We start from the raw sequence: 23,004 nt of genomic DNA, 5'->3' as shown, positions 1-23,004 counted from the left end.
CCCGCCATGCCCGCTGCCGCCGCCCCCATCCCTCTGCGCCTCAGTGCCCGCGCCAGCGGCCAGGCTCAGCTGCCTCAGCTGCTGATGCCAGCCACCCGCGCGGCGGGCACGCCACAAGAGCAGGGCGATGTGTTTTTTCCGGCCGGCTACCTCCAGCCCCTGGCCAGCTTCGAGACCAGCCCGGCCGCGCGCAGCAGCGTGGCCGGTGCCTCCCAGCATGAGGCTGCGCTGGCACCGGATGCCCTGATGCTGATCGAGCTGGCCGATGGCAGCAGCCTGATCACCAGTGCCGCACGCCTGCAGCAAAGCCTGCGCCTGAGCCACCCCGAGTTGCTCGACCCTGCGACAGGTGCCATCCTGCTGGAGCAGCTGCGCCAGCAAGGCGCCGCCCCCAGCCGCGGCCTGGGCGAGGCCGTCGGCGGCCTGATCAGCAGGGTCTTCACCTTCGCGGCCGGCGACAAGCCTGATGCCATCATCAAGCTGGCTCTGAGCAAGCTGGCGGACAAGGCCGAGCTCGGCGTCACCTGGGCCGGCACCCGGGCGCTGATGTGGGCCATCGAGTGCCAGCTGGACCAGGAGCCCGGGCTGTACCGCTGGGTCTCGGCCACCGGCAAAGCGCAAGACCTGGCCCCGCACGGCCTGGACCTGCTCACGCCGGTGGACCCGGCCACGGCCCAGCCCATGCTGGTGTTTGTGCATGGCACCGGTTCCAGCTCGCTGGGCAGCTTTGGCGAGCTGCGCAACGGCGACCGCGATCTCTGGGGGGCGCTGGAGGCGCGCTTCCGCGGCGGCATCTTTGCCTTCGAGCACCGCACCCTGTCCGAAAGCCCGATCGAGAATGCGATCGCCCTGGCGCGCTCCCTGCCCATCGGCGCCCATGTCAACCTGGTCTCGCACTCCCGCGGCGGCCTGGTGGCCGATCTGCTCTGCCTGGACAAATTTGACGATCTGATCGAGCGTTATGCCTATGCCTTCGAAGGCACGGGCGTGGCCGATGAAGCGGAGAACCAGCGCATCCGCGCTGAGCTGGATGCAGGACATGCCGAGCAGCGCGAGCAGCTGCGCACCCTGGCCCGGGTGCTGCGTGAGCGCCGCCTGGTGGTGCAGCGCTATGTGCGTGCCGCCTCGCCGGCCAGCGGCACCAAGCTGGCCAGCGGCAATTTCGATGTCTTTCTCTCCGGCCTGCTGAGCCTGATCGGCCGCGTGCCGGTGTTCTTCGGCAGCCCGCTGTACTCGGCCTTCAAGCGCGTGGTGATCGAGATCGCCAAGAACCGCACCGATGCCCATCTGGTGCCCGGCATCGAGGCCATGCTGCCCGATTCGCCGCTGGCCCGCCTGCTGCGCGAAGCGCCGGTGCGGCCCGGCACGCAGATGGCGGTGATTGCCGGTGATATCGAGGGCGGCGGCCTCTTGCGCCGGGTTGGCGTGATGTTGACCGACTACCTGCTCTTCGACATGGACGACAACGACCTGGTCGTCAACACCAGCGCCATGCTGGCCGGCATCGCCCCGAAGCTTTCGGCCCGGGTGCTGTTCGATCGCGGTGCCGATGTTTCGCACTTCCGCTATTTCGTCAATGCCGACACACGCAGCGCCTTGCGCGACTGGCTGACCCACAGCGAGCCAGCCCGGCTGCCCAACTTTCACGACCTGCCGGCTCAGGCCGACTTTGCCGCGGCCATGGCCGCCGCCCTGGCGGCCAGCAGCAGCCGCGCGGTGGGCGCGGACACGCGGCCCATCGTCGTGGTGTTGCCCGGCGTGATGGGCTCGCATCTGCGCGCCGGCCCCAAGGACCGGGTCTGGTTCGATCCCCTGGACATTGCCGCCGGTGGCCTGGAAAAGCTGGCCTGGCAGGAGGGGGGAGCGGGGGTGGAGGCCGAAGAGCTGTTCGCCATGTTCTACGGCAAGCTGTGCGAGCACCTGAGCAAGAGCCACCGGGTCGAGCCTTTCCCCTACGACTGGCGCCAGCCGCTTGACGTGCTGGCCGAGCGCCTGGGGCAGTTCCTCGATCGCCTGCTCAAGGAAAGCGACCAACCCATTCGCCTGCTGGCCCACAGCATGGGTGGCCTGGTGGTGCGTGCCTGCATCCACAAGCGCCGCGCGGTGATGGACGGCTTGATGGCGCGCGAGGGCGCCCGCCTGCTGATGCTGGGCACGCCGCACCAGGGCGCGCACTCCATGGTCGAGAACCTGATCGGCAAAGGCGACACCTTGCGCACCCTGGTGCGCCTGGACATGACCCACGATATGCAGGAGGTGCTGGACATCATTGCCGGCTTTCGCGGCGCTCTGCAGCTGCTGCCCAAGCCTGGCTTTGTTGACACCTTCCAGGGCCTGCCCGAGGGGGGCGTCAGCCTGGCCTACCAACAGGCCGAGACCTGGGCCGAGCTCAAGGGCCTGGTGCGCGATTTCTGGTTCGGCAACGGTCGCGCCGGCACCCCGCCCCAGCCCGTGCTGGATGCTGCCAGCTGGTTGTGGCAGCAGGATGGCCCGGGGCTGCCCAGCCTGCCTCTGGCCTACGCGAGCAAGAGCGTCTACATCTTTGGCCAGGCGCCCAACACGCCATGCGGCATTCGCATCGAAGGCACGGACAACTCTCGCCGGCTCAAGATGGTGGGCACCACCCGTGGCGATGGCACGGTCAGCTGGGACTCCGGCCGCATCGGCGGCATCGGCCGCTTCTTCTACATGCCGGCCGCGCATGGTGACCTGCTGGCCACGCCGGCCCATTTCCCGGCGCTGGTGGAGCTGCTGACCTCGGGGCAGACCGCCCGCCTGGCCGTCAACCCGCCGGCCCAGCGTGCCATCGAGCAGGCCATGCCCACCCATTACGACGCCGGCCCGCCGAGCGCCGAGGACCCCGATGCCTTGCTGCGCGGCCTGCTCGGCGCCTCGGCCCGCGACCGCGTACCGGCCCGCACCAAGCGACGGCTGGAGGTCCAGGTGCGCGCCATGGATCTGCGTTTCGTGACCGATCCCATCATGGTGGGCCACTACCTGCGCGACCCGATTGCCGGTGCCGAGAGCCTGATTGACCGCGAGCTGCTCAGCGGTGAACTCAGCGAGCGCCACAGCCTGGGCCTGTATGCCGGCAGCCGCGGTTCTGCCGTGGTGGTGCTGCGCGTGCCCGGTGATGCCGAGCGCCGCCGCGGCAACCTCAGTGGTGCCGTGGTGACCGGCCTGGGTTCTTACGATGTGCCACTCAACCCGGCCGACCTGACCGAGGCGGTGCGCACCGGCGCGCTGCGCTACCTGCTGCAGGTCATCGATGTGCTGGGCAAGGGCGAGCGAGAGCTGACCCTGGCCAGCCTGCTGCTGGGTTACAACTCTTCGGCCAATCTGACCGTGGCGGCTTCGGTCGAGGCTCTGGTGCGCGGCGTGATGGAGGCCAATGCGCGCTTCTTCGCCACCACCGGTCTCAACATCCGCATCGGCCGCTTGGATTTGATCGAGCTCTACCTCGACACCGCCATCAGCGCCACCTATGCCTTGCGCCAGCTCAGCGCCACGCTGAGTGACCAGGCCGAGCGCCAGGGCACTTCCTTGCTCTGCCGCGGTGAGCTGCAGCAGGGCGAGGGCCTGCGCTCGCGCCTCTTCGATGCCGGCAGTGCCAGCTACTGGCCGCGCCTGATCGTCGCCGATGCCGACCGCAGCGCCGATGCCCCCGCTCCGGCCGGCAACAATGCCGCAGCGCTCGCCCAGCGCCTGCGCTACACCTATGTCGGCCAGCGCGCCCGGGCCGAATCGGTGGCGCTGCAGCGGCAGCCGGGCCTGATTGAGCAGTTGGTCAGCCAGCAGATCGGCAATCCGATCTGGAATGAAGATTTCGGCCGCCTGCTGTTCCAGCTGATGGTGCCGCATGACTTCAAGGACGCCGCTCGGCAATTGGACCGGGTGGTGCTGGTGGTCGATGCCTACACCGCCAACCTGCCCTGGGAGCTGCTGCTCGGTGACAACCCCGAGCGCCCGGCCGAGGAAAAGCTGCCTCTGGCCCTGCGCACGGCTGTGGTGCGCCAGCTGGCCTCGCCACGATTCCGCAATGTCGTGCGCCAGGGCAGCGGCCGGCGCGCGCTGGTGATCGCCAACCCCAGCAGCGAGGGCTTTGCCAAGGGCTTCCCGCTGATCGGCGGCCAGCCCAGCGCGGCACCGCCGGATCTGCCCGGCGCCGAAGCCGAGGGCCAGCAGATCACGGCTTTGCTGAGCCGCATCGGCTACGAGGTCGAGTCCCAGGTCGGCAACTGGCTTCGGGCCAGCGATGTGTTGGCCAAGCTGTACAGCCAGCCCTGGCGCTTGCTGCACATCTCGGCCCACGGGGTGTTCAACCTCACGCATGCCGATGGTCAGGCGCGCAGCGGCGTGCTGCTTTCGGACGGTCTCTTGATCACTGCCGCCGAGATCGAGGCCATGGAGACCGTGCCCGAGCTGGTGTTCCTGAACTGCTGCCACCTCGGCCAGGTGGACCCGGCCGGCAAGGGCCAGGGCAGCAACAAGCTGGCCGCCAGCGTGGCTCGCGAGCTGATCGAGATCGGCGTGCGCTGTGTCATCGTCGCCGGCTGGGCTGTTAACGATGAATCGGCGCGGCGCTTCGGCCAGGTCTTCTACGAGCAGCTGCTGCTGCGCCGCCAGAGCTTTGGCGATGCCGTCTTCCGGGCCCGCCGTGCGGTCTGGGACAGCCACCCCGAGGACATCACCTGGGGCGCCTTCCAGGCCTATGGCGACCCGGGCTGGATGGCTGAACCACAGGGGCAGGGCGGGGACGAGGCCCGCCGTGCAGATGCGGGCGAGGGTGGAGGCCCGCCCCTGTTCGTCTCGCCCGAGGAATGGCTGGACGAGCTGGCACGGCTGCGGGCGGATCTCTCGCGCCGCCGCGATCACCTGAGTGCGCGTGAGCTTGAGGCCTTGGGCCAGCGTGTGCAGGACACCCTGGACCGGCGCTGCCCGGCCGGTTGGCTGGAGCTGCCGCAGCTGCAGTCGGCGTTGGGCCGCACCTGGATGGAGCTGGGCCAGCTGGAGCAGGCGCGCGAGGCCTTGCTGCGCGCGGTGCAGGCAGTGGATCGCAGCGGCGCCGTGCCGATTTCGGATCTGGAAAAACTGGTCGATGTGGAGACGCGCCTCGGCGAGGCGCAGGCGGTCGACGCGCTGAGCCGCTCGACCCAGGCGGGCAAGGCGGGCAAGCCTGGCTCTCAAGCAGCCGAGCCTCTGGACACCGGCCTGATCGAGCTGGCCCTGCGCCGCCTCGACGGCCTCGATGTCTTGCTGGCCGGGCCGGCCGCTGCAGCGCAGGACGCGCTTCCGGCCTCCAACCACTCCGAGCGCACGGCCTTGCGCGGCAGCGCCTGGCAGCGCCTGGCCAGCTTGCAGGCGCGGCGCTTGCTCAGCGGCCAACTGGACATGGCGGCGGCCGATGAGGCCGCGCGCTTGATGGACCAGGCCTTGCAGAACAGCGTGGCGGCCTACAAGGCCGGCGAGGGGCAGCCGGGTAGCGATAGCTTCAGCGCCTGCCATGCGCTCTACCGCCTGGCCCTGGATGCCCTGACCGATTGGCAGAGCCCGGCCCAGCGCGACGCGGCCATCGCCCTGGCCCAGCAATGCCGGCGCGATGCGGCGCAGAAGTTCGCCATCGAGCCCAGCCCCTGGGACTTGCTGATCCAGCCCGAAGCCTTGCTGGTCGAGCGCCTGCTTGACGGCAGCCTGGGGCGTGCCGGCGAAGAAGGGCGGCGCGCGCAGGAAGATCTCGCCAGTGCCTATCTGCAAGCGCTGGACGGCGTCAGCGCCCGGCCGGCGCAGCTGGAAGCCATGGTCAACCGGCTGGAGCGGCTCTCACGCTTCCACGATGCCTTGGCCCTGGTGCGCTACCGTGACGAGGCGCTGGAGCGCACCGCGGCCGGCCTGGCCGACCTGGCCGCACGCCTGCTACCCGGGCGGGCGCTGCGCGCGGATCGGCCCCGCACGGGCGCCGAGGCACTGCAGGCCGGGGCTGCAGTCAAGCCGGCCGCCAAGTCAGGCCCCAAGCCAGCGGCGAAGGCCAAAGCCAAGCGCCGTTGAGCATGGCGTTCCGGGCCTGTCAGAGCGTCGACTGAAAGAAAACCCGAACAGGCGGGTGGGGCGGAACTGTATACACTTTGCCCACTCGTCGCAGCGGAGCGCTGCCGGCGCGCCGCGCGGCCCGGCTGCCCCGCGGCGGCGGGCAGAGGAGTCGGGCCAGGCTTTGCACTGGCCCCACGCGACAGGGATTGCAGCTCACAGCGCCCGCCTGTGGTGAGCCGCCTCTGACTCGGAACCGCTTCAACCATGGATGTTTTCTCGCCCGCCCATCTGCTGGACTGGGCTGCCTTGCTGCTGCGCTGGCTGCACGTCATCGTCGGCATTGCCTGGATCGGCGCCTCCTTCTACTTCGTCTGGCTGGACAACCATCTGCAAAAACCCAGCGCGCCCGAGCTGCGCGCGCGAGGCGTGGATGGCGAGCTCTGGGCCGTGCACGGCGGCGGCTTCTACAACCCGCAGAAGTACATGGTGGCGCCGCCCGATCTGCCGCAGCAGCTGCACTGGTTCTACTGGGAAAGCTACTGGACCTGGATCAGCGGCTTCGCGCTCTTTGTGCTGCTGTACCTGGCCAACGCCAACACCTATCTGATCGATCCCCGCGTCCATGCCTGGAGTGCGCCGGCCGCTGTGGCTGCGGCCCTGGGCTTTCTGGCCTCGGGCTGGTTGGTCTACGACCAGATCTGCCGCCGCTTCGGCCACAAGGCCGATGGCAGCATCGGCAACGACGGCCGGGTGCTGGGCCTGATTGCGGTCTTTGTCGTCGGCGCCAGCTGGGCGGCCAGCCAGCTGTTTGCCGGCCGTGCGGCCTTTCTGATCATTGGCGCCATGCTGGCCACGATGATGAGCGCCAATGTGCTGTTCTGGATCATCCCGGGCCAGAAGCAGGTGATTGCCGACATGCGCGCCGGCCGGCCGGTCAGCCCGGTGTTCGGCCAGCGCGGCAAGCAGCGCAGCGTGCACAACACTTATTTCACCCTGCCGGTGCTGATTGCCATGCTGTCCAACCACTACGGCATGCTCTACAGCCATGCCCAGAACTGGCTGGTGCTGGTGCTGCTGATGGCGGTGGGCGTGCTGGTGCGGGTGTTCTTCGTCCAGCGCCACAAAGGCGTGCAGGACTGGCGTTTTGTGGCAGCCGCGCTGGCCCTGCTGGCGGGCTTGATCGTCTGGATGGCGCCGCGGCCGGCGCCGGCTCCCGATGCTTCAGCAGCAGCGGCATCAGCTCCTGCGGCCCCGGGCATGGCCGAGGTGCAAGCCATCGTCACGCAGCGCTGTGTGATGTGCCATAACGCACAATTGGCGCAGAAGGGGGTGCAGCTGCACAGCCCCGAGCTGATTCGTCACAACGCCCAGGCGCTCTACCAGCAGGCCGTGGTGCAAAAACTCATGCCCATGAACAACGCCACCCAGATCACCGACGCGGAGCGCGCCCTGCTGGGCCGCTGGTTCGAGGCCGGAGCCCAGCCTTGACCCTTCCCGACCCCAAGGCTTTGCTGCGCCAGCTCTACCAGGCGGCCGTGGACCGCGCCTTGCCGGCGCGCACCCTGGCGGCCGAGCTGCCGCCCGCGCCACCGCGTGGCCGCACCCTGGTGCTCGGGGCCGGCAAGGCGGCCGGCGCCATGGCGCAGGCGCTGGAGGCCGCTTTGCAGTCGCAATGGCCGGCCGACGCGCCCGTGTCGGGCCTGGTGATCACGGCCTATGGCCACACCCCGCCGGGCTACCGGCCGCGGCGCCTCGAGCTGGTCGAAGCGGCCCACCCGGTGCCCGACGCCGCAGGCCAGGCCGCGGCGCAGCGCATGCTGGCCCTGTGCCAGGGCCTGAGTGCCGACGATCTGGTGATCTGCCTGATCTCGGGCGGGGGCTCCTCCCTGCTGAGCCTGCCGGCCTCGGGCCTGAGCCTGGCCGACAAGCAGGCGCTGAACCGGGCCCTGCTGCACAGCGGCGCTTCGATCGGCGAGATGAACTGCGTGCGCAAGCACCTTTCGGCCATCAAGGGCGGGCGCCTGGCGGCGGCTTGCGCGCCCGCGCAAGTCCTGACCCTCTTGATCAGCGATGTGCCCGGCGATGAACCCGGCGTGATCGCCTCCGGCCCCACGGTGGCCGATGCCAGCAGCTGCCGCGATGCCCTGGCCATTTGCGCCCGCTACCGCCTGAGCCTGCCGGCTGCGGCGCGCGCCGGCTTGGAGTCGGGCGCCTTCGAGACGGTCAAGCCGGGCGAGGCCTTCTGGGCCCAGCAGCGGCTGCACATGCTGGCCACGCCGCAGATGAGCCTGGAAGCGGCGGCCGAGGCCGCTCGCGCGCTGGGACTGGCCGCTCACATCCTCAGCGACGAGATCGAGGGCGAGGCGCGCGAGGTGGGCCGTGTGCATGCGGCGCTGGCCCGCGCGGTGGCTCGGCGCGGCCAGCTTTTTGCCAAGCCCTGTGTGCTGATCTCGGGTGGCGAGACCACGGTCACCGTGAAGCCCCCGCCATCGGGGCAAGCGCTCGGGCAGGGCGGCCGGGCCACCGAGTTCTTGCTGGCCTGCGCCATCGCCCTCGATGGCGAGGCCGGCGTCTACGGGCTCTCGGCCGACACCGATGGCATCGATGGTGTCGGTGACAACGCCGGCGCCTTCCTCACGCCCAGCAGCCTGGCCCGCGCCCGTGCCCTGGGTCTGAATCCCCGCGCCGAGCTGGATGCCCACAACGCCCGCGGTTTCTTCGCGCCTCTGGGCGATCTCTTGATCACCGGGCCCAGCTTCACCAATGTCAACGACTTTCGCGCCTTGCTGATTCTGTGAGTGATCCTTTGCGTGATCGTCCGAGGCGGCAGCGCCTGGCGCCGGCCTAGCTCCGCATGCTTTGACCTTGCTCAAAGACAAAGCCGCGCTTCTGGCCGACAGTGGCAGCCATCGTTCTCATGCCACTCATGTCGTTGCCCATCTTGGACAAGGTCCTCACTCCCGCCACGCCGACCCCTGCTGCTGCGCCCTCGCTGGTGCCGGCCTCGGTGTGGACCACGCTGTTCGGCCCCCCACGTCTGGCGGCCGATGAGCTGCGGGGTCTGCAGGAACTGGCTCGGGTGCGCAGCCTGTGCAGCGGCGCCTGTGCCTTCAAGCGTGGCGATCCGGCCGACACCCTGGTGGCCGTGCTCGAAGGGGCGGTCGGCCTGGGCACCCATGCCAGCGGCAGTGCCGCGGCGCCGGCCATGCCGGGGCAGGGCGGCCAGTTCCAGCTCGAGCGCGCCATCCATGGCCCGCAGTGGCTGGACAACAGCAGCGCCTGGCTGGAAAAAGGCCGCACCCAGGACGCCCAGGCCTTGATGCCGGCGCGCCTGCTGGAGCTGCCGGTCAGCGGCGTGCGGGTGCTGCTGAACCGCCATCCGGTGATGAGCGAGCGTTTGCTGCAATGCCTGGCCCAGTCGGTGCAGAACCTGACCGGTGCGGCCCATGATTTGATGGCCAAGGACGCGCAAAAGCGCCTGGCCACCTGGCTGCTGCAACGCAGCCCGGCCAGCGGTGAAGAGGTGGCCCTTCGCGAGCGCAAGCGCGAGCTGGCCGCCCAGCTGGCCATCACGCCTGAGACCCTCTCGCGCCTGCTGCGCCAGCTGATGAGCGCCGGCCTGATCGAGGTGCGCGGCTACTCCATCAAGCTGCTCAATCTGGCGGCGCTGCAGAGCCTGGCCCAGGGCTGAAGCCGGCGCCAGCCGGCGGCAAGCGCCGCGCAAACGTGCATTGTTGGCTCCAGCATGAATACACCGCCTTCGCGGCGCATTTGCAGGCTTTGAAGCGGCCAAGCCCTCACTTAGACTGCAAGCGAACACGGGCCCGTCGACCCGTTCAGCCAGGAGAGCAATGTGACCGCAGCAGCCATGGCAGCCGCCGAAAAATTCTTCGAGAAGAACAATGCCCTGCCCACCATGCCCGAGGTGGCCAGCCGCTTGATTCGCAGCTTTGACGACGAGAACATCAGCCTCGGTGCCGTTGCCGATCTGATCGGCAAGGACGCCGCCCTGGCGGCCAAGGTCCTGCGCCTGGCCAACTCGGCGCGCTACAGCCCCTCGCACCAGATCTCCAGCCTCAACGACGCGGCCGCTGCGCTGGGCATGGAGACCTTGCGCAATCTCTCGCTGGCCGCCTGCCTCTCCAGCGCCTTCCCGGTCATCCCTGGCCTGGACCGCACCCTGTTCTGGCGCCACAGCATTGCCACCGCGGCCTACTCGCGCATCCTCAGCCGCATGCTGCAGCTCGATGCCGACACGGCTTATCTGTCGGGCCTGATGCTGCGCACCGGCCAGCTCTTGATGGCGCTGCGCGACCCCGAGCTGGTGGCCGATGTCGAGGCCCATGCGGCCGAGCCGGGCAGCCGCTTCTCGCTGGAGATGCACCGCTTTGGCTGCACCCATGCTGACGTCACCGCCTGCCTGGCCGCGCACTGGCATTTCCCGGCGCCCATGGTCGAGGCCTTCAAGGACGCCGACACGCCGATGGAGATCCGCCCCTTTTCGCTGATGGCGGCCGTGCTGCATCTGGCCGAGGTGCTGGCCGACGCGGCCGAGCACCATGACAACCCCAGCCAGTCCCTGCTGGTGGCGGTGCCCGAACTGGTCGAGCACCTGCACCTGGACCTGGCCTTCCTGGAGGCCAAGATCACGGCCGCGGGCGATGTGACCAGCGATGTCGAGCAACTGCTCAGCTAGCAAGACCTGACCCGCCCCGCGCCCTCCAAGCCGGCCGCCTTCACGTGAAGGCGGTTTTTTTTTCGCTTTCGGTCGGGCGGTGCGAGGCGCCGGCTGCCTGTTGTTTTCACCCCTGGATGAGGGTTTGAGTGCGCTCCCGAGGCCGGCGGGTGGCCGGGGATGCGAAAATATGTGGTTTGTCGTCATCACGGTGACACAAATCAGCACTAGCCCTTGTTGACAAGGGCAAAATCCGGCCGCTGACCCCCAAGGCGGGCGAGAGGCGCCCGCTTTTGGCGGGATGCTCTGGCGCCCACGGCCCCCATTCAAGTCCCCCAGGAGTATTCGATGTTCAGTAGCCTGATGCCACAGCGCAGGGAGTTCTATGAGCTTCTTGCGGCGCACTCAGACCGCGTGGTTGCCGGTGCCAACGCCATGTTGCGCCTGGTCAACAGCCTCGGTGAGCGCAACCAAGATGTGGCAGCGCTGGCCCAGGAGGTCGATCAGAACGAGAAGAGCGCCGACAAGATCAAGGCGGCCTTGATCCAGTTGCTGCACAAGTCCTTCACCACGCCGATCAACCGCGACCAGATCCACACCCTGACGATCGAGATCGATCAGGTCATCAACGCCCTGCGCCGTGTGGCCCAGGCGGTGGAGATGTACAACATCACCGACTCCACGGTCGAAGGCCGCGAAATGGCCTCGCTGGGCGCCGACGCCTGCCTGCGTCTGAACCAGGCCGTCAGCCTGTTGGGCGACAAGAAGCGCACCGCCGAGATCATCGACCTGTGCAAGCAGATCGAGGTGATCGAGTCCAAGGGCGACCGCATCGAGCGCAGCGCGGTGACCCGCCTGTTCGAGGCCGGCGGCAGCCCCTGGATCGCCATGAAGATGCGCAAGTTCTACGGCCTGCAAGAAGACGTGCTGGACTGCTGCGAAGACGCCGCCAAGACGATTGAAGAAATCCTGATCGAGAACTCCTGAGGACATGTCATGGAAGGACTAACGATCAGCATCTGGGTGCTGGGCCTGCTTATTTTTGTGGCCCTGGCATTCGACTTCATGAATGGTTTCCATGATGGCGCGAACTCGATTTCGACTATCGTGGCCACCGGCGCCCTGACGCCCAAGCAGGCCGTGGCCTTTGCGGCCTTTTTCAACTTTGCGGCCATCTGGGTGTTCCAGCTCAAGGTGGCGGCCACCATCGGCAAGGGCACGGTGGACCCGAGTTTTGTCGATTACTACGTGATCTTTGGCGCCCTGATGGGGGCGCTGATCTGGAACATCATCACCTGGTACTACGGCATCCCCTCGTCCTCGTCCCACGCTCTGGTCGGCGGCCTGATTGGCGCCACCATGATCAAGGCCGGTTCGGGCGCGCCCATCGTCTGGAGCGGCTTTGGCAAGATCCTGGCCTTCATCATCATTTCACCGTTCGTGGGCTTCATGCTCGGGGGCTTGCTGATGGTGGCGGTGGCCTGGGCGTTTCGAAACCGATCGCCCCACCAGGCCTCCAAGTGGTTCAAGAACGCCCAGTTGGTGGCTGCCGCGGCCTACAGCCTGGGCCACGGTGGCAATGATGCGCAGAAGACCATCGGCATCATCTGGCTGCTCTTGATCTCGGCCGGCGCGGCTACCACCGATGTGCACACTTTGCCCAACTGGGTGATCTATGCCTGCTACATCGCCATTGCCTGGGGCACGTATCTGGGCGGCTGGCGCATCGTCAAGACCATGGGCACCAAGATCACCAAGCTGAACTCGGTCAGCGGCTCCTGCGCCTCCATGGGCGGCGCCATCAGCCTGGGTCTGGCGACCCTGGGCGGCATTCCGGTCTCCACCACCCACACCATCACCGGCGCCATCGTCGGCGTGGGCGCAGCCCAGGATGTGAAGGCCGTGCGCTGGGGGGTGACCTTCAATCTGGTGGTGGCCTGGGTGCTGACGATTCCAGCCTCGGGCTTGATCGCTGCGCTGTTCTGGTACATCGGCCGCGGCATCCTGTGATGCCTGGCCGCATGCCGACTCCGACTGAGAATCTGAAATGAGCGCCCACCTGACTCCCAAACGCAACGCCTTTTTTGAACTGCTGGCTTCGCACACCACCCGCATGGTGGCGGGCGGCAACGCAACCCTGCGCCTGATCACGGGCCTGGGCCAGCCCGGTGCTCAGACGCTGGAATTGATCGAGGAAGTGCATGAGTACGAGACCAGCGCGGACAAGATTCTTGAGGATCTGATCCGTCTGCTCTACGAGAGCTTCACCACCCCGATCAACCGCGATCAGCTGCACACGCTGGCCTTGGATCTCGACCGGGTGCTGGACGAGTTGCAGCATGTCTGCAACGCCGTCGGCGCCTACCGGATCAACGAAACCACCCAGGAAGCCCGCACCATGGCCGCCCTGGTGGCCGATGCCTGCCTGCGCCTGGATCGCGCCGTGCTGGCCTTGCCCGACAAGACCCGCGGCCAGGAAACCCTGGATCTGTGCAAGGAGATCGACCGCATCGAGCATGAGGTCGATACCTTGCGCAAGCGCGCCATCAAGGCCATGTTCGAGCAAGAGGGCGATGACGCCGCCGCCTGGCGGGCCATCAAGCTGCGCGAGCTCTACTCGCTGCTCGAAACCGTGATGGAAGCCTGCAAACGCGCCGCCGGCACGATCGAAGAGATCCTGATCGAAAACGCCTGAAGCCGTGCTTGGGGAGGGCGGCGCCGCGGCGGGTTGCAGCGCCATCCCCCTAAGCTGAAATCCCAGCAGGGTGCGCTGACGCACTCGCCAGTTCTGCCAATTCCGTCACAATGCCGTCGCCCCCAAGAAGGGGCGATTTTCATTTGTGGAGGGAGAGGGGCGTGAATTCGGCCGACCATGTGCACCTGCTGCGCCTGAATGAACAGGCCAGCCGCGATGAACCTGAGCGTTATCGCCGCCGCGTGCTGCGCTTTGCCCTGCTGGGCTACGGCGTCGTGCTGCTCTGCGCCGTGCTCGGTCTGGCCGGTGTCCTGGGCCTGGCCTGGCATCTTCAGAATGGCGGCCGGCCCGGGGGCTGGATGGTGTGGGTGGGCCTGGCCTGCCTGGGGCTGCTGTTTGCGGCCTTGCAAGGCCTGCGTGTGCCCTTCGATGCGCCCGAGGGCCAGGTCTTGACCGCGGCGGACGCGCCCGAGCTCTTCGGTGTGCTGGAGAAGATCCGCGCCAAAGTCGGCGGTCCGGCCTTGCACCGGGTCTGGATCACCGGTGATTTCAATGCCGCCATCGTCCAGCAGCCCTTGTTCCTGGGTCTGCACCATCGCAACCATCTGCTGCTGGGTTGGCCCATGCTGTCGGCCCTGGAGCCGCGCCGCCTGTTCGCCGTCATTGCCCACGAGTATGGTCACCTGCGCGGCGATCACGGCAAGCTGTCGGCCTGGATCTACCGCACGCGCCTGGCCTGGATTCGGCTGAGCCGCCGCTACCGCGAAGGCGGCTCGCCGGTCAGCTGGGTGCTGGGTGGCTTTGCCGGCTGGTACTTCCCGCGTTTCGATGCGCTCAGCTTTGCGCTGGCGCGTGAGGACGAGTACGAGGCCGATCGGGTCTCGGCCCGGCTCTTCGGTTCCGAGGTGGCCAGCCAGGCCCTGCTGGAGATCGCCATCAAGGCCCAGTGGTACGAGCAGGAGTTCTGGCGCCGCCACTGGCGCCTGGCCCGGGTCGAGGCGCAGCCCAGTCCCTTCAGCAACCTGCCCACGAGCTTGCAGCGCGCCAGCGAGCCCGGCTGGCAGCAAGAGGCCCTGCGCCGTGAGCTGCGCCGCCTGGCCAGTTTTGACGACACCCATCCGGTGCTCAAGGACCGCCTGGCGGCCCTGGCGCCCGACCCGGATCGCCCACCGCTGCCGCGCCCCCCTCAGCCCTCGGCCGGCCATGCCCTGGGCCTGCTGGGCGTGGCGCGCGAGCGCATCGGCCAGGCCTTGGACGGCGCCTGGTGGGAACAGCACCGCGCCGATTGGCGCGCGCATGGCGAACGCCTGCGCCAGCAGCATGCCCAGGCCCTGGAGTTGCAGCAGCGCGCCCGCGCCGGCAGCCAGCCTCTGGTCGCCGAAGAATGGCTCGCCTGGGCCGATGCGATGGAGGCGCTCAGCGATCAAGACCCGACTCCACTGCTGGAGCGCGCCCTGAGCCTGGCGCCGCGCCACCCCCAGGCCCTGCGCCGCCTGGCCCTGCGTCATGCGCCCAAGGCCGATCTGCGCGTGGGCGATTGGCTGGAGCAGCTCTACCAGTACCACGAAGACCAGGCCTGGTTCGCGGCGCGCCTGGCCCAGGATTGGATGGATGCCGCCCAGGCGCGCGACCAGGTGCTGCCGCCCGAACAGCGGCGCCTCTGGCGCCAGCGCCTCAGCGAGAGCGAGGCCATGGAGCACAGCGCCTGGGAGCGTTTCGCCGAGCTGCCGCCCTGGGAACAGACCCTGGCGCCCCGCCTCAGTGCCGACCAGCTGCGTGAGCTGCGCGGCGTGCTGCTGCGCGAGCCCGAGCTGCAGGCCGCCTGGTTGGGTGAGCAAGAGCTTGACGTCAAACCCGCGCGTCGCCACTTCACGTTCTGGGTGCAGGCCAAGCCGGGCTGGAGCGAGGACTCGGCCGACGCCCTGGCCGAGCGGCTCTTCCATGCCTTGCGCGACACCGAGCTGCCGGGCCGCCTGCGCGTGATGGTGCTGGGCCGCCATGTCGAGCCGGCACGGCGCAAGGTGCAGGGCGATCTGCTGAGTCTGGTGCAGCGGGGCTGAAGCCTGAGCAGGCACGAGGCCAGGCCGGTGCCGCCCTCTCGTAGACCGGCCTGGTGTGCATATTGATGGCCGCTGTGCTCTGGTGCCTGGGCCTTTGAGCACGCGCAGACCTGCGCCCATCAGCTTGTTGGGCCAGGCTTAAGGCGCTCCGCTCGGTGAAGCGCTTGGCTTGGGCACAAGCATCAGGGCCGCGACCGCCAGCGCGCCGAGGCTTGCCGACAGCCACAGACTGCCAGCCTCGAATCGGTCCAGGCAAAGGCCGAACAGCCAGGGCGCCAGCGCCTGCGCCACCCGTGCCGGTGCCATCAGCACACCCATGCGCTGCCCATAGCCTTGCGGACCGAAGAGTGCCAGGGGCAAGGTGCCTTTGACAATGGTCAGGATGCCGTTGCCGGCTCCGTGCAGCAGGCCAAAGCACAGCGCTGCCGGGGGACCGAGCGCAAGCAGCGCCAGGGCGCCCATCGGATGCATGGCCGCTGCCACGCGTGCCACCCACAAGGGGTGGGCGCGGCGCAGCAAGCTGTACTCCAGCAGGCGCGCGCCGACCTGGGCCGGCCCGATCAGCGCGCCCACGGCCACAGCGGCCGCCAAGCTGCTGCCATGGGCTTGCAGCAGCCGGGGCAGGTGGGCCGCCATGGCCGTGCCCGCAAAACCCATGATGGCAAACACCAAGGCCAGCAAGGCCGTGGTCCACCTGGCACGGGCTTGCTGCGTGGCGCTGGCGCTTGTCGCCGGGCCGCGTGCGCTGTCTGCTTGCGGCGCTGTCGTTTCGGCATCTGCGCTCGCGTGCTGATGCTGGCCCGGCAGGCCCGGCAGGCGCCAGTTCAAGGGCAATGCAATCAGCAGATGCAAGCCAGCCCAGGCCAGACAGGCGCCGCGCCAGCCCCCATGCTGCTCCAGCAGCGTCGTCAAGGGCCAGCCCACCGTGCTGGCAAAGCCGGCGATCAAGGTGATGCCGGTGATGGCTTGGCGGGCGTCCCGCCCGTGCAAGCGAACCAAGCTGGCAAAGGCTGCCTCATACAGCCCCGAGCCCATGGCCAGGCCCATCAGCAGCCAGGCGGCGAACAGCCCCAGCTGGCCCTGAGCCTGGCTCATGGCGCACAGGCCCAGCGCAAAGACCAGGTTAGAGGCCATCAGCGCGGGCCGGCCACCGTGTCGGTCGATGGCTCGGCCGGCGGCGGGGCCCAGCAGGGCGGAGACGAGCAAGGCTAGAGAGAAGGCCGCGAACACGGTCGCGCTGGTCACGCCCAGATCGGCCGCCATGGGCGTGGCCAGCATGGCCGGCAGGTAGTAGGACGATGCCCAGGCCACGGTTTGGGCCAGCCCCAGATTGGCGACGGTCTGCCAGGGCACAGCGCGTGCAGGATCAGCCACAGCAGCTGGTCTGTTTGGGGCTGCAGGAGCGCGCGGGCGCTGAAGCCGCGGCCTGGGTCACGGGCCTCGGGCCGCAGCAGGACCCTCCTGCCGCTGCCGCTGCTGCTACTGCTTCCGCTGCAGCCGGCGCTGGCGAGCCCGGCGCCTCAAAGGACTCGCTGCTGCAGACCCCGGTTTCGGGCAGATCCAGTTCCACCCGATCGGCGGCCGCCAGGTCGCCCGCCAGCGCCGCCACCACCGAGCGTGCTTGCTCGAAGCCGGTCGCCATCAAGAAGGTGGGCGCCCGGCCATAGCTCTTCACCCCGACGGTGTAGAGGCCTGGCTCGGGATGGGCCAGTTCGCGGTGACCATGCGGGCGCACCGTACCGCAGCTGTGCAGATTCGGGTCGATCAACGGGCCCAGGGCCTCGGTGGATTCCAGCCAGGGGTCGAGCTTCACGCGCAACTCGCTGCTGAGGCTCAGATCCGGGCGCTGCCCGGTGGCGCAGATGATCTCGTCGATGCCGTCGAACTGCAGGGGCTCGCCGTTCGCGCCCTGGCCGAGCACGCTGAGCTGATGCCCCACCCGGCGCAGCTCGTTGATGCGCAGTCCAGCGATGAACTCCATGGCGCCGCTGGACTGCAGGGAACGCAAGGCTTGGCCCAGCTGGCCGCGCGCGGGCAAGGCGTCTGCATCGCCGCCGCCAAACACCCGTTTCAGGACCGGCGAGCGCACCGCCCAGGCCAGGCGTGTTCCCGGCTCCTGCTGCGCCAACTCGGCCAGGGCGAGCAGGGCATTGGCCGCCGAATGGCCAGCCCCGACCACCAGGGTTTTGCGGCCGGCATAACGCGCTCGTTCCCGACCCAAGATATCGGGAATGCCGTAGAAGACTTGCGCCGCTGCCTCGGCCTCGCCCAAGGCGGGCAAGCCACTGGCGCCCAGTGGGTTGGGTTGGCCCCAGGTGCCCGTGGCATCGATGACCGCCCGCGCGCGCAGCTCAATCACACGACCCTTCTGTTCGGCGCGGATGATGAACGGCGCCTGGGCGCGGCCGGCACTCTTGACCTTGTCAAAGCCGGCGCGACTGATGGCCCGCACGCGGGTGTTGAGCATCAGGCCTGGTGCCACAGCCGGCAGTTCAGCAAACGGCTGCAGCACCTGCTCTACCACCTCGGCCGCCAGCGGCAGGGCCTCGGCATCCGGAGGCTGCCAGCCTGTGGCTGCCAACTGGCGGGCCATGTCGGCATCGAGGTTGTAGCGCCAGGAAGAGAACAGGCGCACATGTCCGTAGTCCAGCAAATGGGCGCCAACTTGCGGCGCCGCTTCCAGTGCCACAAAAGGCAGGCCACGCGCGATCAGCTTGGCGACCGCGGCCAGGCCGACCGGGCCGGCGCCGAGCACGGCAATCGGCAAGTCCTCGGCCGCTGTCGCTTCGGCGGCCAGCAGGCTGAGTGACATGAAGTGGGCCTCGGCAGGGCAAGCGCCTTGCAGCAGCGCCGAGGCCTTGAGCGCGTCCGGCGCCTCTTGGATGGACGCTGCCTGGAAGCCCAGGGCACTGAAGTACTCGCGCGCCGTCAGTGTCAGCACAAAGAGGCGGCTGAGATTGCGGCGGCGCGCCTCGTCGATCAGCAGGCTCAGCATGGCGCGGCCCAGCCCCTGCTTTTGCTGGCCGGGCGCTACCGCCACAGAGCGCAGCAGCGCGTGCTCGCCATAGACATCGGCGCCCGCACAGCCCAGCAGTTCGCCTTGGGACAGGGCCAGCACGAATGTTGACAAATGGTCCTGTGCGCCATCGATGGGCAGTTGATGGCTGCGCAAGAGCGCGGCCACGGCGGGCCAATCGGCCGGCGTGGCCTGGCGAAGGGAAATGGTCTTGGTGTTCAGCGACATGATGGATTCGTTCTCGGTTCCTTGTGGGCCATGGGTGGCGGCAGGCAGCAATTGGCTGCGGTATCCGCTTGCAGGGCCTTCAAGAGCAAGAGCAGTGAGCTCTCGACTGCGGCGCGTTCGCGCTCGTTCAGGGCACTCAGCAGCTCAGCGGCGTGGGTGTCCAGGGTTTGATTCAGTTCAGTGCAGGTGCGTTCGCCTTCGGCGGTGAGCGTGACGAGCCAGCTCCTTGCGTCGTTCGGATTCGGCTCCTTGCTCACCAAGCCACGCGCAACCATGCCCTCCACCGCACGCGACACCCAGCTCTTCTCCAGACTGAGGCGGGTGCCGAGTTCCGAGAGAGGCTGCGGCCCCGAACGGGCCAGTTCGGTCAGCAGGTAGCACTGCGTGCTGGTGGTGCGGCAGCAATCGGCCACCACACGTTGAGCGCGGGTGTAGAGGCGTGCGACTTCGCGCAGCAGGCTGCCGGGCGTGGCGTTGGTGAGGTTCATGGCGTGGCTGTCCTGGTGGTGTATAGCAACTATGTTCACGCATGATAGTTCCGAGAATAATGTTTCGTATAGCAACTAAAAGCCAGCTGAAGCGAACCCGCCCGATGCAGCTTGTGGCAACGATAGCTTTCGCTCTTTAAGTTGTCAATAGCAACTATATACGCCAGCCCGAGTGGGCGGCTTGCAGCTGCCCTGGCGAACCTGCCATTCGGCGCTTGCAGACATTGCCGCGCTTCGCGGGCTTGCCCAAAGCCGCCTTTGCTTGGTCCAATGATCCGTATCCGTCGTCAATGTTCAGTTGTGGGCGGCATGCGAGCCGGCACGGCGCAAGGTGCAGGGTGATCTGTTGAGACGGGTGAACGGGAGTTGAAACGTGAGCGAGCAGGGCGAGCGTCCGGGACGAGCGTCGGATCAAGGCCCCGATGAGGAGCCTGGCCGGGGTGCAGCGCCGAGCTCGCTCCAGCTGAAAGCGGCGTCTACCTTCTTTGGCGTCAGCGCCATCCTCCACGTCCTGGCTTGGCTGAGTTACAGCTCCGGCTGGAGCATGGCCTACACGATCTTTGTGCTGGGCATGGCGATCACCTGCTTCAACATCGCCGTCGAACCCGATGCGCTGTTTCGCCCCTTCACAGTGGCAGCGCTGAAAGCAAGCACGGCACGCCGTTCGCCCGTGCGCGCGGCGCTCGACAAAATTGCCTCAGCCAGCATGTTGCTGGCGCTGCTGCTGTGGCTGACGGGCAATTGATGGCGCTCGGTGTGCGGCGGCCTGGGCCGTTAGCACAGTCCCAGTGCGGGGACAAGATGGCAGCTTGAACAGGCGACGCCAGCGGCCTCGCTTCCTAGACTGAGTTGGCATGTCCCGCGCTTGCTTGCAAGCGAGGCTGAACCCCTCCGGTTCAGTCCGCTGGCCTTGGCCGTTTGGGGCAGCGCCCGGGCGCCCGGCCCGCCTTTAACTCATTCAGAGAGAAAGCGCATTCCCATGAAACCCAGCTCTCAGTTCTTCAAGCCTTCCCTGCTGCTCGTGCTGCGAGCCATGGCTGCAGCAAGCCTGTTCACCCTGTCGCAGGCACAAGCTGCAAGCGAGTCTGCGGGCCCGGCAAGCTCGCCCAACTCCTTGCTCTACAGCCATGCCGAAATGTTCAGCTTCGACACCGAAAGCTACTTGCTGGCCCAGGCGCCCGCCTTGGCTCAGTATGCGGAGGTGATTTCCCATTGGGCGGGCTACAGCAGCATCAGTCCCCGTGTCTTGCTGGCGCTGATTGAGCAGCAGAGCGGCCTCTTGAGCAAGCCCGGTCAGCGCGCCGCCATTCATCGCCCCATGGGTGCGCTGTCCACGCGCAGCGGTTTCAATGAGCAGGTGCGCGATGTAGCCGATCAGCTGGCACGCAAGCTCTACGAGCCTGCGCCTCATGAGGCGGCTGGTGAGTTCGGCGGTGATGCAGCGCGGGCTGCGCCCCTGCGCGCGCTGCTGGCAAACACCAGCGCCAGTGAGGCCGAGTTCGCCGCTACCTACCAGCGCCTGTTCGGCCTCAGCTTCGACACCGAGGCCGCCCGCGCGCTGCATGATCCCGCTGCTCGCTCCGGCAAAGAAGCCGGTGCCGCCGCGCCTGACACTAGCCTGGCCGGGCCGCCGGCCGGCTTCCTGCAGTTCCCGTTCCCAATTGGTGACTCTTGGCATGTGGGCGGCGCCCACACCAACACCGGCAGTGGCAACTACCCCATGTCCTCGCTGGACATGAGCAAGGGCGGCGGCTGGGGCAGCAACCAGACGGGAGTGCGGGTGTCGGCCTCGGCGGCCGGCACCTTCAAGCGCCACTCCAGCTGCTTCGCCGAGATCGTGCACAGCGGCGGCTGGTCCACCACCTACTATCACATGGACAAGCTGCAGTACAACACCGGCGCAAATGTGGCCAAGAACGCCTTCATCGGCAACCCGGCCAACAACAAGGCGCAAGCACTGTGCAATGGCGGCGCTTCCACTGGACCGCACCAGCACTGGAGCCTCAAGTCCAACGGCGCCTGGCAGCACCTCAACACCGTCAACCTGGCCGGCTGGACCATCACCGCCACGGGCAGCAGTTATGACACCAACTGCAACCGCTTCTACCTGACCAAGAACGGGGTCAAGAAGTGCTCGGGCTATTTCAGCCAGTGAGCCTGGAAAGCCTGGCGCGCGGGCCCGCCTGAGGGCCCGAGCCGCGGCCGGCAGACAGGGCGGCCTCTCTGTGCGCTTTTCAGGGCGAGGCCGCCCATTCGGCTGGGCTCAGAACCCGACGCTGGTAGCGCCAGGAGGAGGCGATGCCGATGTCGTAGCCGTGGGCCAAGGTGATCTGGATCTGGTCCAGCGTCGCCGCATCCGGGTGGGCGTCCAGCGCCAGGCGGGCCAATGCTTGCAGGCGCTGGGCCTGGTCAATGTCGGCGTCGCGCGAGATGGCGTGGATGCTCAGATGCCGGATGGTCCTGCTGCTTCCCCCGTCCTTGCTGGACTGGGTGTAGGTCACGCCTTGATTCACCGCCGAGGACTGCACCCAGGGCTCGGCGTTGACGGCGAGCAGGATCTGCGCCAGGGGCGCGAAGGGCGTCTGGCTGTCCTTCTGCAGCCATTGCTGCGAGATCAGCGGCCCCAGCGCACCCAGCAGCAGGAGCAGGGCGCAGACCGCGCGGTGCAGCGTGGGCAGTGGCGCCGCCAGGTCTGCGGGCACGGGGCCTTGCCAGGCCGCGTTCACCACGAAGGACCCGCTCAGCACATCGTGCAGGGCTTGGCGGGAGCGCCGGTTGAACAGAAAGAGGTAGAGCAGGCAGGCGCCCAGGCCGAAGATGGCCAGGCCCAGCACGGCCGCCCAGGCGCTGAACAGCAGCGCGTCCGGCAGCTGCGCATTGCTCAGGAACCAGACCGTACCCACGGGCAGGTAGCGCAGCACGGCACGGCCGAGTGGCAACTCAGCGCCCTGCGCATCCACCACCTTGATCTGCAGCAGGCGTTTGCCCAAGCTCTGGCCCCAGCCCAGCCGGCTGTTGAAGAAGCCGAAGTAGGCAAGCGCAATCCCGAACCCGAGCAGCCGGCCCCAAGGCCCGAGCCCGACCAGGGCATCGGACGCCAGCGCACCCAGGGCCATGCCGATGAGGCCCAGCGCCAGGCCGTCTAGCATGAAGGCGGCGACGCGGCGCCAGAAGCCGGCGATGGGGCTTGTACTTGAGGCGGTCGATGGCGAAGGCTGAGCCTGTGTTGGCGTCGCCTGGCTCTGGGCCGTAGGTTTTGCTGTGCTGCTCATGGTGTGGTGCTGGCTGTGGGTTTGGCGCGCAAGCTGAAGCCGGCCGGCGCTTGCGCGGGAGCTGGGTTGTCGCAGTGGTACATGTCCAGGTAGAGCTGGCGTTGGACCTGGCCGCAGGTGGCCTGGTACAGGTCCACGATGTGGAAGTCTGGCTGGCCGGCTTTGAGTGGCAGGCCCCGCAGCATGGCATCCAAGAGCTCGCGCTCTTGTTCCTCGCTCAAAGGCGCCCGTGGCTCGGTTCTCGAGCCGACGCTGCCGACCCGGCTGATCTCGGGGCGGGAGCCGTCAGCGCAAAGCAAGCGGGCCAGGTAGGCGCGCTGACCCGCGGCGCGGCACACCTCGATGGCGTTTGCCTTGCTGTCACCCAGGGAACCGGGATCGTTCCCGGGCAGGTTGGCCGTTTGCGCGATTGCGCTTGCAGCCGAGCACAAACACAGCGCCAGCAGCCATGCTGGGCGTCCTGGAACCTTCATCTTCATCAATGTCCTCCCTCGGTGTGCATCGGTGTGCGTCAGTGCAGGCCGAGCCCTTGTTCTTTCCGCA

The 23,004-nt window shown here is 67.9% G+C and carries 16 protein-coding genes; 11 read left to right on the top strand and 5 right to left on the bottom strand.

Annotation, left to right across the window (positions count from 1 at the left end):
- The first annotated feature begins 6 nt into the window (after positions 1 to 6).
- From C1O66_RS09365 to C1O66_RS09325, 9 genes are all read left to right on the top strand, one after another.
- Positions 7 to 6,045 carry a CHAT domain-containing protein gene (locus C1O66_RS09365; RefSeq protein ID WP_133155151.1) on the top strand — a complete coding sequence of 2,013 codons (6,039 nt, stop codon included), beginning with the start codon at positions 7 to 9 and terminating at the stop codon, positions 6,043 to 6,045.
- A 246-nt stretch (positions 6,046 to 6,291) separates the two neighbouring features.
- Entirely contained in the window at positions 6,292 to 7,515 is a 1,224-nt protein-coding gene (locus tag C1O66_RS09360) for a urate hydroxylase PuuD (RefSeq protein WP_102767629.1), read from the top strand.
- A complete protein-coding gene (locus C1O66_RS09355) occupies positions 7,512 to 8,825 on the top strand; it encodes a glycerate kinase type-2 family protein (protein WP_102767628.1) in 1,314 nt (437 codons plus the stop codon). Before C1O66_RS09360 ends, C1O66_RS09355 begins: the two co-directional genes overlap by 4 nt.
- Positions 8,826 to 8,953: 128 nt before the next feature.
- Positions 8,954 to 9,718 (top strand): Crp/Fnr family transcriptional regulator, encoded by a 765-nt coding sequence (locus C1O66_RS09350; RefSeq protein WP_165794546.1) that lies wholly within the window; start codon positions 8,954 to 8,956, stop codon positions 9,716 to 9,718.
- Positions 9,719 to 9,895: 177 nt separating this feature from the next.
- Complete coding sequence (locus tag C1O66_RS09345) at positions 9,896 to 10,723, top strand: HDOD domain-containing protein (protein WP_102767626.1); 828 nt, start codon at positions 9,896 to 9,898, stop codon at positions 10,721 to 10,723.
- Positions 10,724 to 11,050: 327 nt separating this feature from the next.
- Complete coding sequence (locus C1O66_RS09340; protein WP_102767625.1) at positions 11,051 to 11,689, top strand: DUF47 domain-containing protein; 639 nt, start codon at positions 11,051 to 11,053, stop codon at positions 11,687 to 11,689.
- Between the two features lie 9 nt (positions 11,690 to 11,698).
- Positions 11,699 to 12,712 carry an inorganic phosphate transporter gene (locus tag C1O66_RS09335; protein WP_102767624.1) on the top strand — a complete coding sequence of 338 codons (1,014 nt, stop codon included), beginning with the start codon at positions 11,699 to 11,701 and terminating at the stop codon, positions 12,710 to 12,712.
- A 37-nt stretch (positions 12,713 to 12,749) separates the two neighbouring features.
- Positions 12,750 to 13,397 carry a DUF47 domain-containing protein gene (locus C1O66_RS09330; RefSeq protein WP_102767623.1) on the top strand — a complete coding sequence of 216 codons (648 nt, stop codon included), beginning with the start codon at positions 12,750 to 12,752 and terminating at the stop codon, positions 13,395 to 13,397.
- A 161-nt stretch (positions 13,398 to 13,558) separates the two neighbouring features.
- Positions 13,559 to 15,457 carry a M48 family metallopeptidase gene (locus C1O66_RS09325; protein ID WP_102767622.1) on the top strand — a complete coding sequence of 633 codons (1,899 nt, stop codon included), beginning with the start codon at positions 13,559 to 13,561 and terminating at the stop codon, positions 15,455 to 15,457.
- A 138-nt stretch (positions 15,458 to 15,595) separates the two neighbouring features.
- Here C1O66_RS09325 and C1O66_RS09320 read toward each other — a convergent pair whose 3' ends face one another.
- The 3 genes from C1O66_RS09320 to C1O66_RS09310 are packed head-to-tail and all read right to left on the bottom strand — an operon-like array spanning position 15,596 to position 19,189.
- Complete coding sequence (locus tag C1O66_RS09320; RefSeq protein ID WP_243392755.1) at positions 15,596 to 16,831, bottom strand: MFS transporter; 1,236 nt, start codon at positions 16,829 to 16,831, stop codon at positions 15,596 to 15,598.
- Entirely contained in the window at positions 16,824 to 18,701 is a 1,878-nt protein-coding gene (gene arsN2 / locus C1O66_RS09315) for an arsenic resistance N-acetyltransferase ArsN2 (RefSeq protein WP_102767621.1), read from the bottom strand. The genes C1O66_RS09320 and arsN2 overlap by 8 nt, the downstream gene beginning before the upstream one ends.
- On the bottom strand, positions 18,692 to 19,189 hold the full coding sequence (locus C1O66_RS09310; RefSeq protein ID WP_102767620.1) for a MarR family winged helix-turn-helix transcriptional regulator: 498 nt from the start codon (positions 19,187 to 19,189) through the stop codon (positions 18,692 to 18,694). The genes arsN2 and C1O66_RS09310 overlap by 10 nt, the downstream gene beginning before the upstream one ends.
- 544 nt (positions 19,190 to 19,733) lie before the next feature.
- Here C1O66_RS09310 and C1O66_RS23885 point away from each other — a divergent pair.
- Entirely contained in the window at positions 19,734 to 19,934 is a 201-nt protein-coding gene (locus C1O66_RS23885) for a hypothetical protein (protein ID WP_102767619.1), read from the top strand.
- A 234-nt stretch (positions 19,935 to 20,168) separates the two neighbouring features.
- The gene (locus tag C1O66_RS09300; RefSeq protein WP_102767618.1) at positions 20,169 to 21,344 is read left to right on the top strand and encodes a M23 family metallopeptidase; all 1,176 of its coding nucleotides are present in this window, start codon (positions 20,169 to 20,171) and stop codon (positions 21,342 to 21,344) included.
- Between the two features lie 79 nt (positions 21,345 to 21,423).
- Here the strand turns inward: C1O66_RS09300 and C1O66_RS09295 are convergent, their stop codons facing one another.
- Together C1O66_RS09295 and C1O66_RS09290 are read right to left on the bottom strand one after the other, a co-directional pair.
- Positions 21,424 to 22,461, bottom strand: a complete 1,038-nt coding sequence (locus tag C1O66_RS09295; RefSeq protein ID WP_102767617.1) for an RDD family protein — start codon at positions 22,459 to 22,461, stop codon at positions 21,424 to 21,426.
- Positions 22,458 to 22,940, bottom strand: a complete 483-nt coding sequence (locus tag C1O66_RS09290) for a hypothetical protein (RefSeq protein ID WP_133155148.1) — start codon at positions 22,938 to 22,940, stop codon at positions 22,458 to 22,460. The genes C1O66_RS09295 and C1O66_RS09290 overlap by 4 nt, the downstream gene beginning before the upstream one ends.
- Between the last annotated feature and the right edge of the window lie 64 nt (positions 22,941 to 23,004).

The organism is Paucibacter aquatile, assembly GCF_002885975.1.
In the GTDB taxonomy this organism is placed as follows: domain Bacteria; phylum Pseudomonadota; class Gammaproteobacteria; order Burkholderiales; family Burkholderiaceae_C; genus Paucibacter_A; species Paucibacter_A aquatilis.
This window is presented reverse-complemented; position numbering and strand designations above follow the sequence as displayed.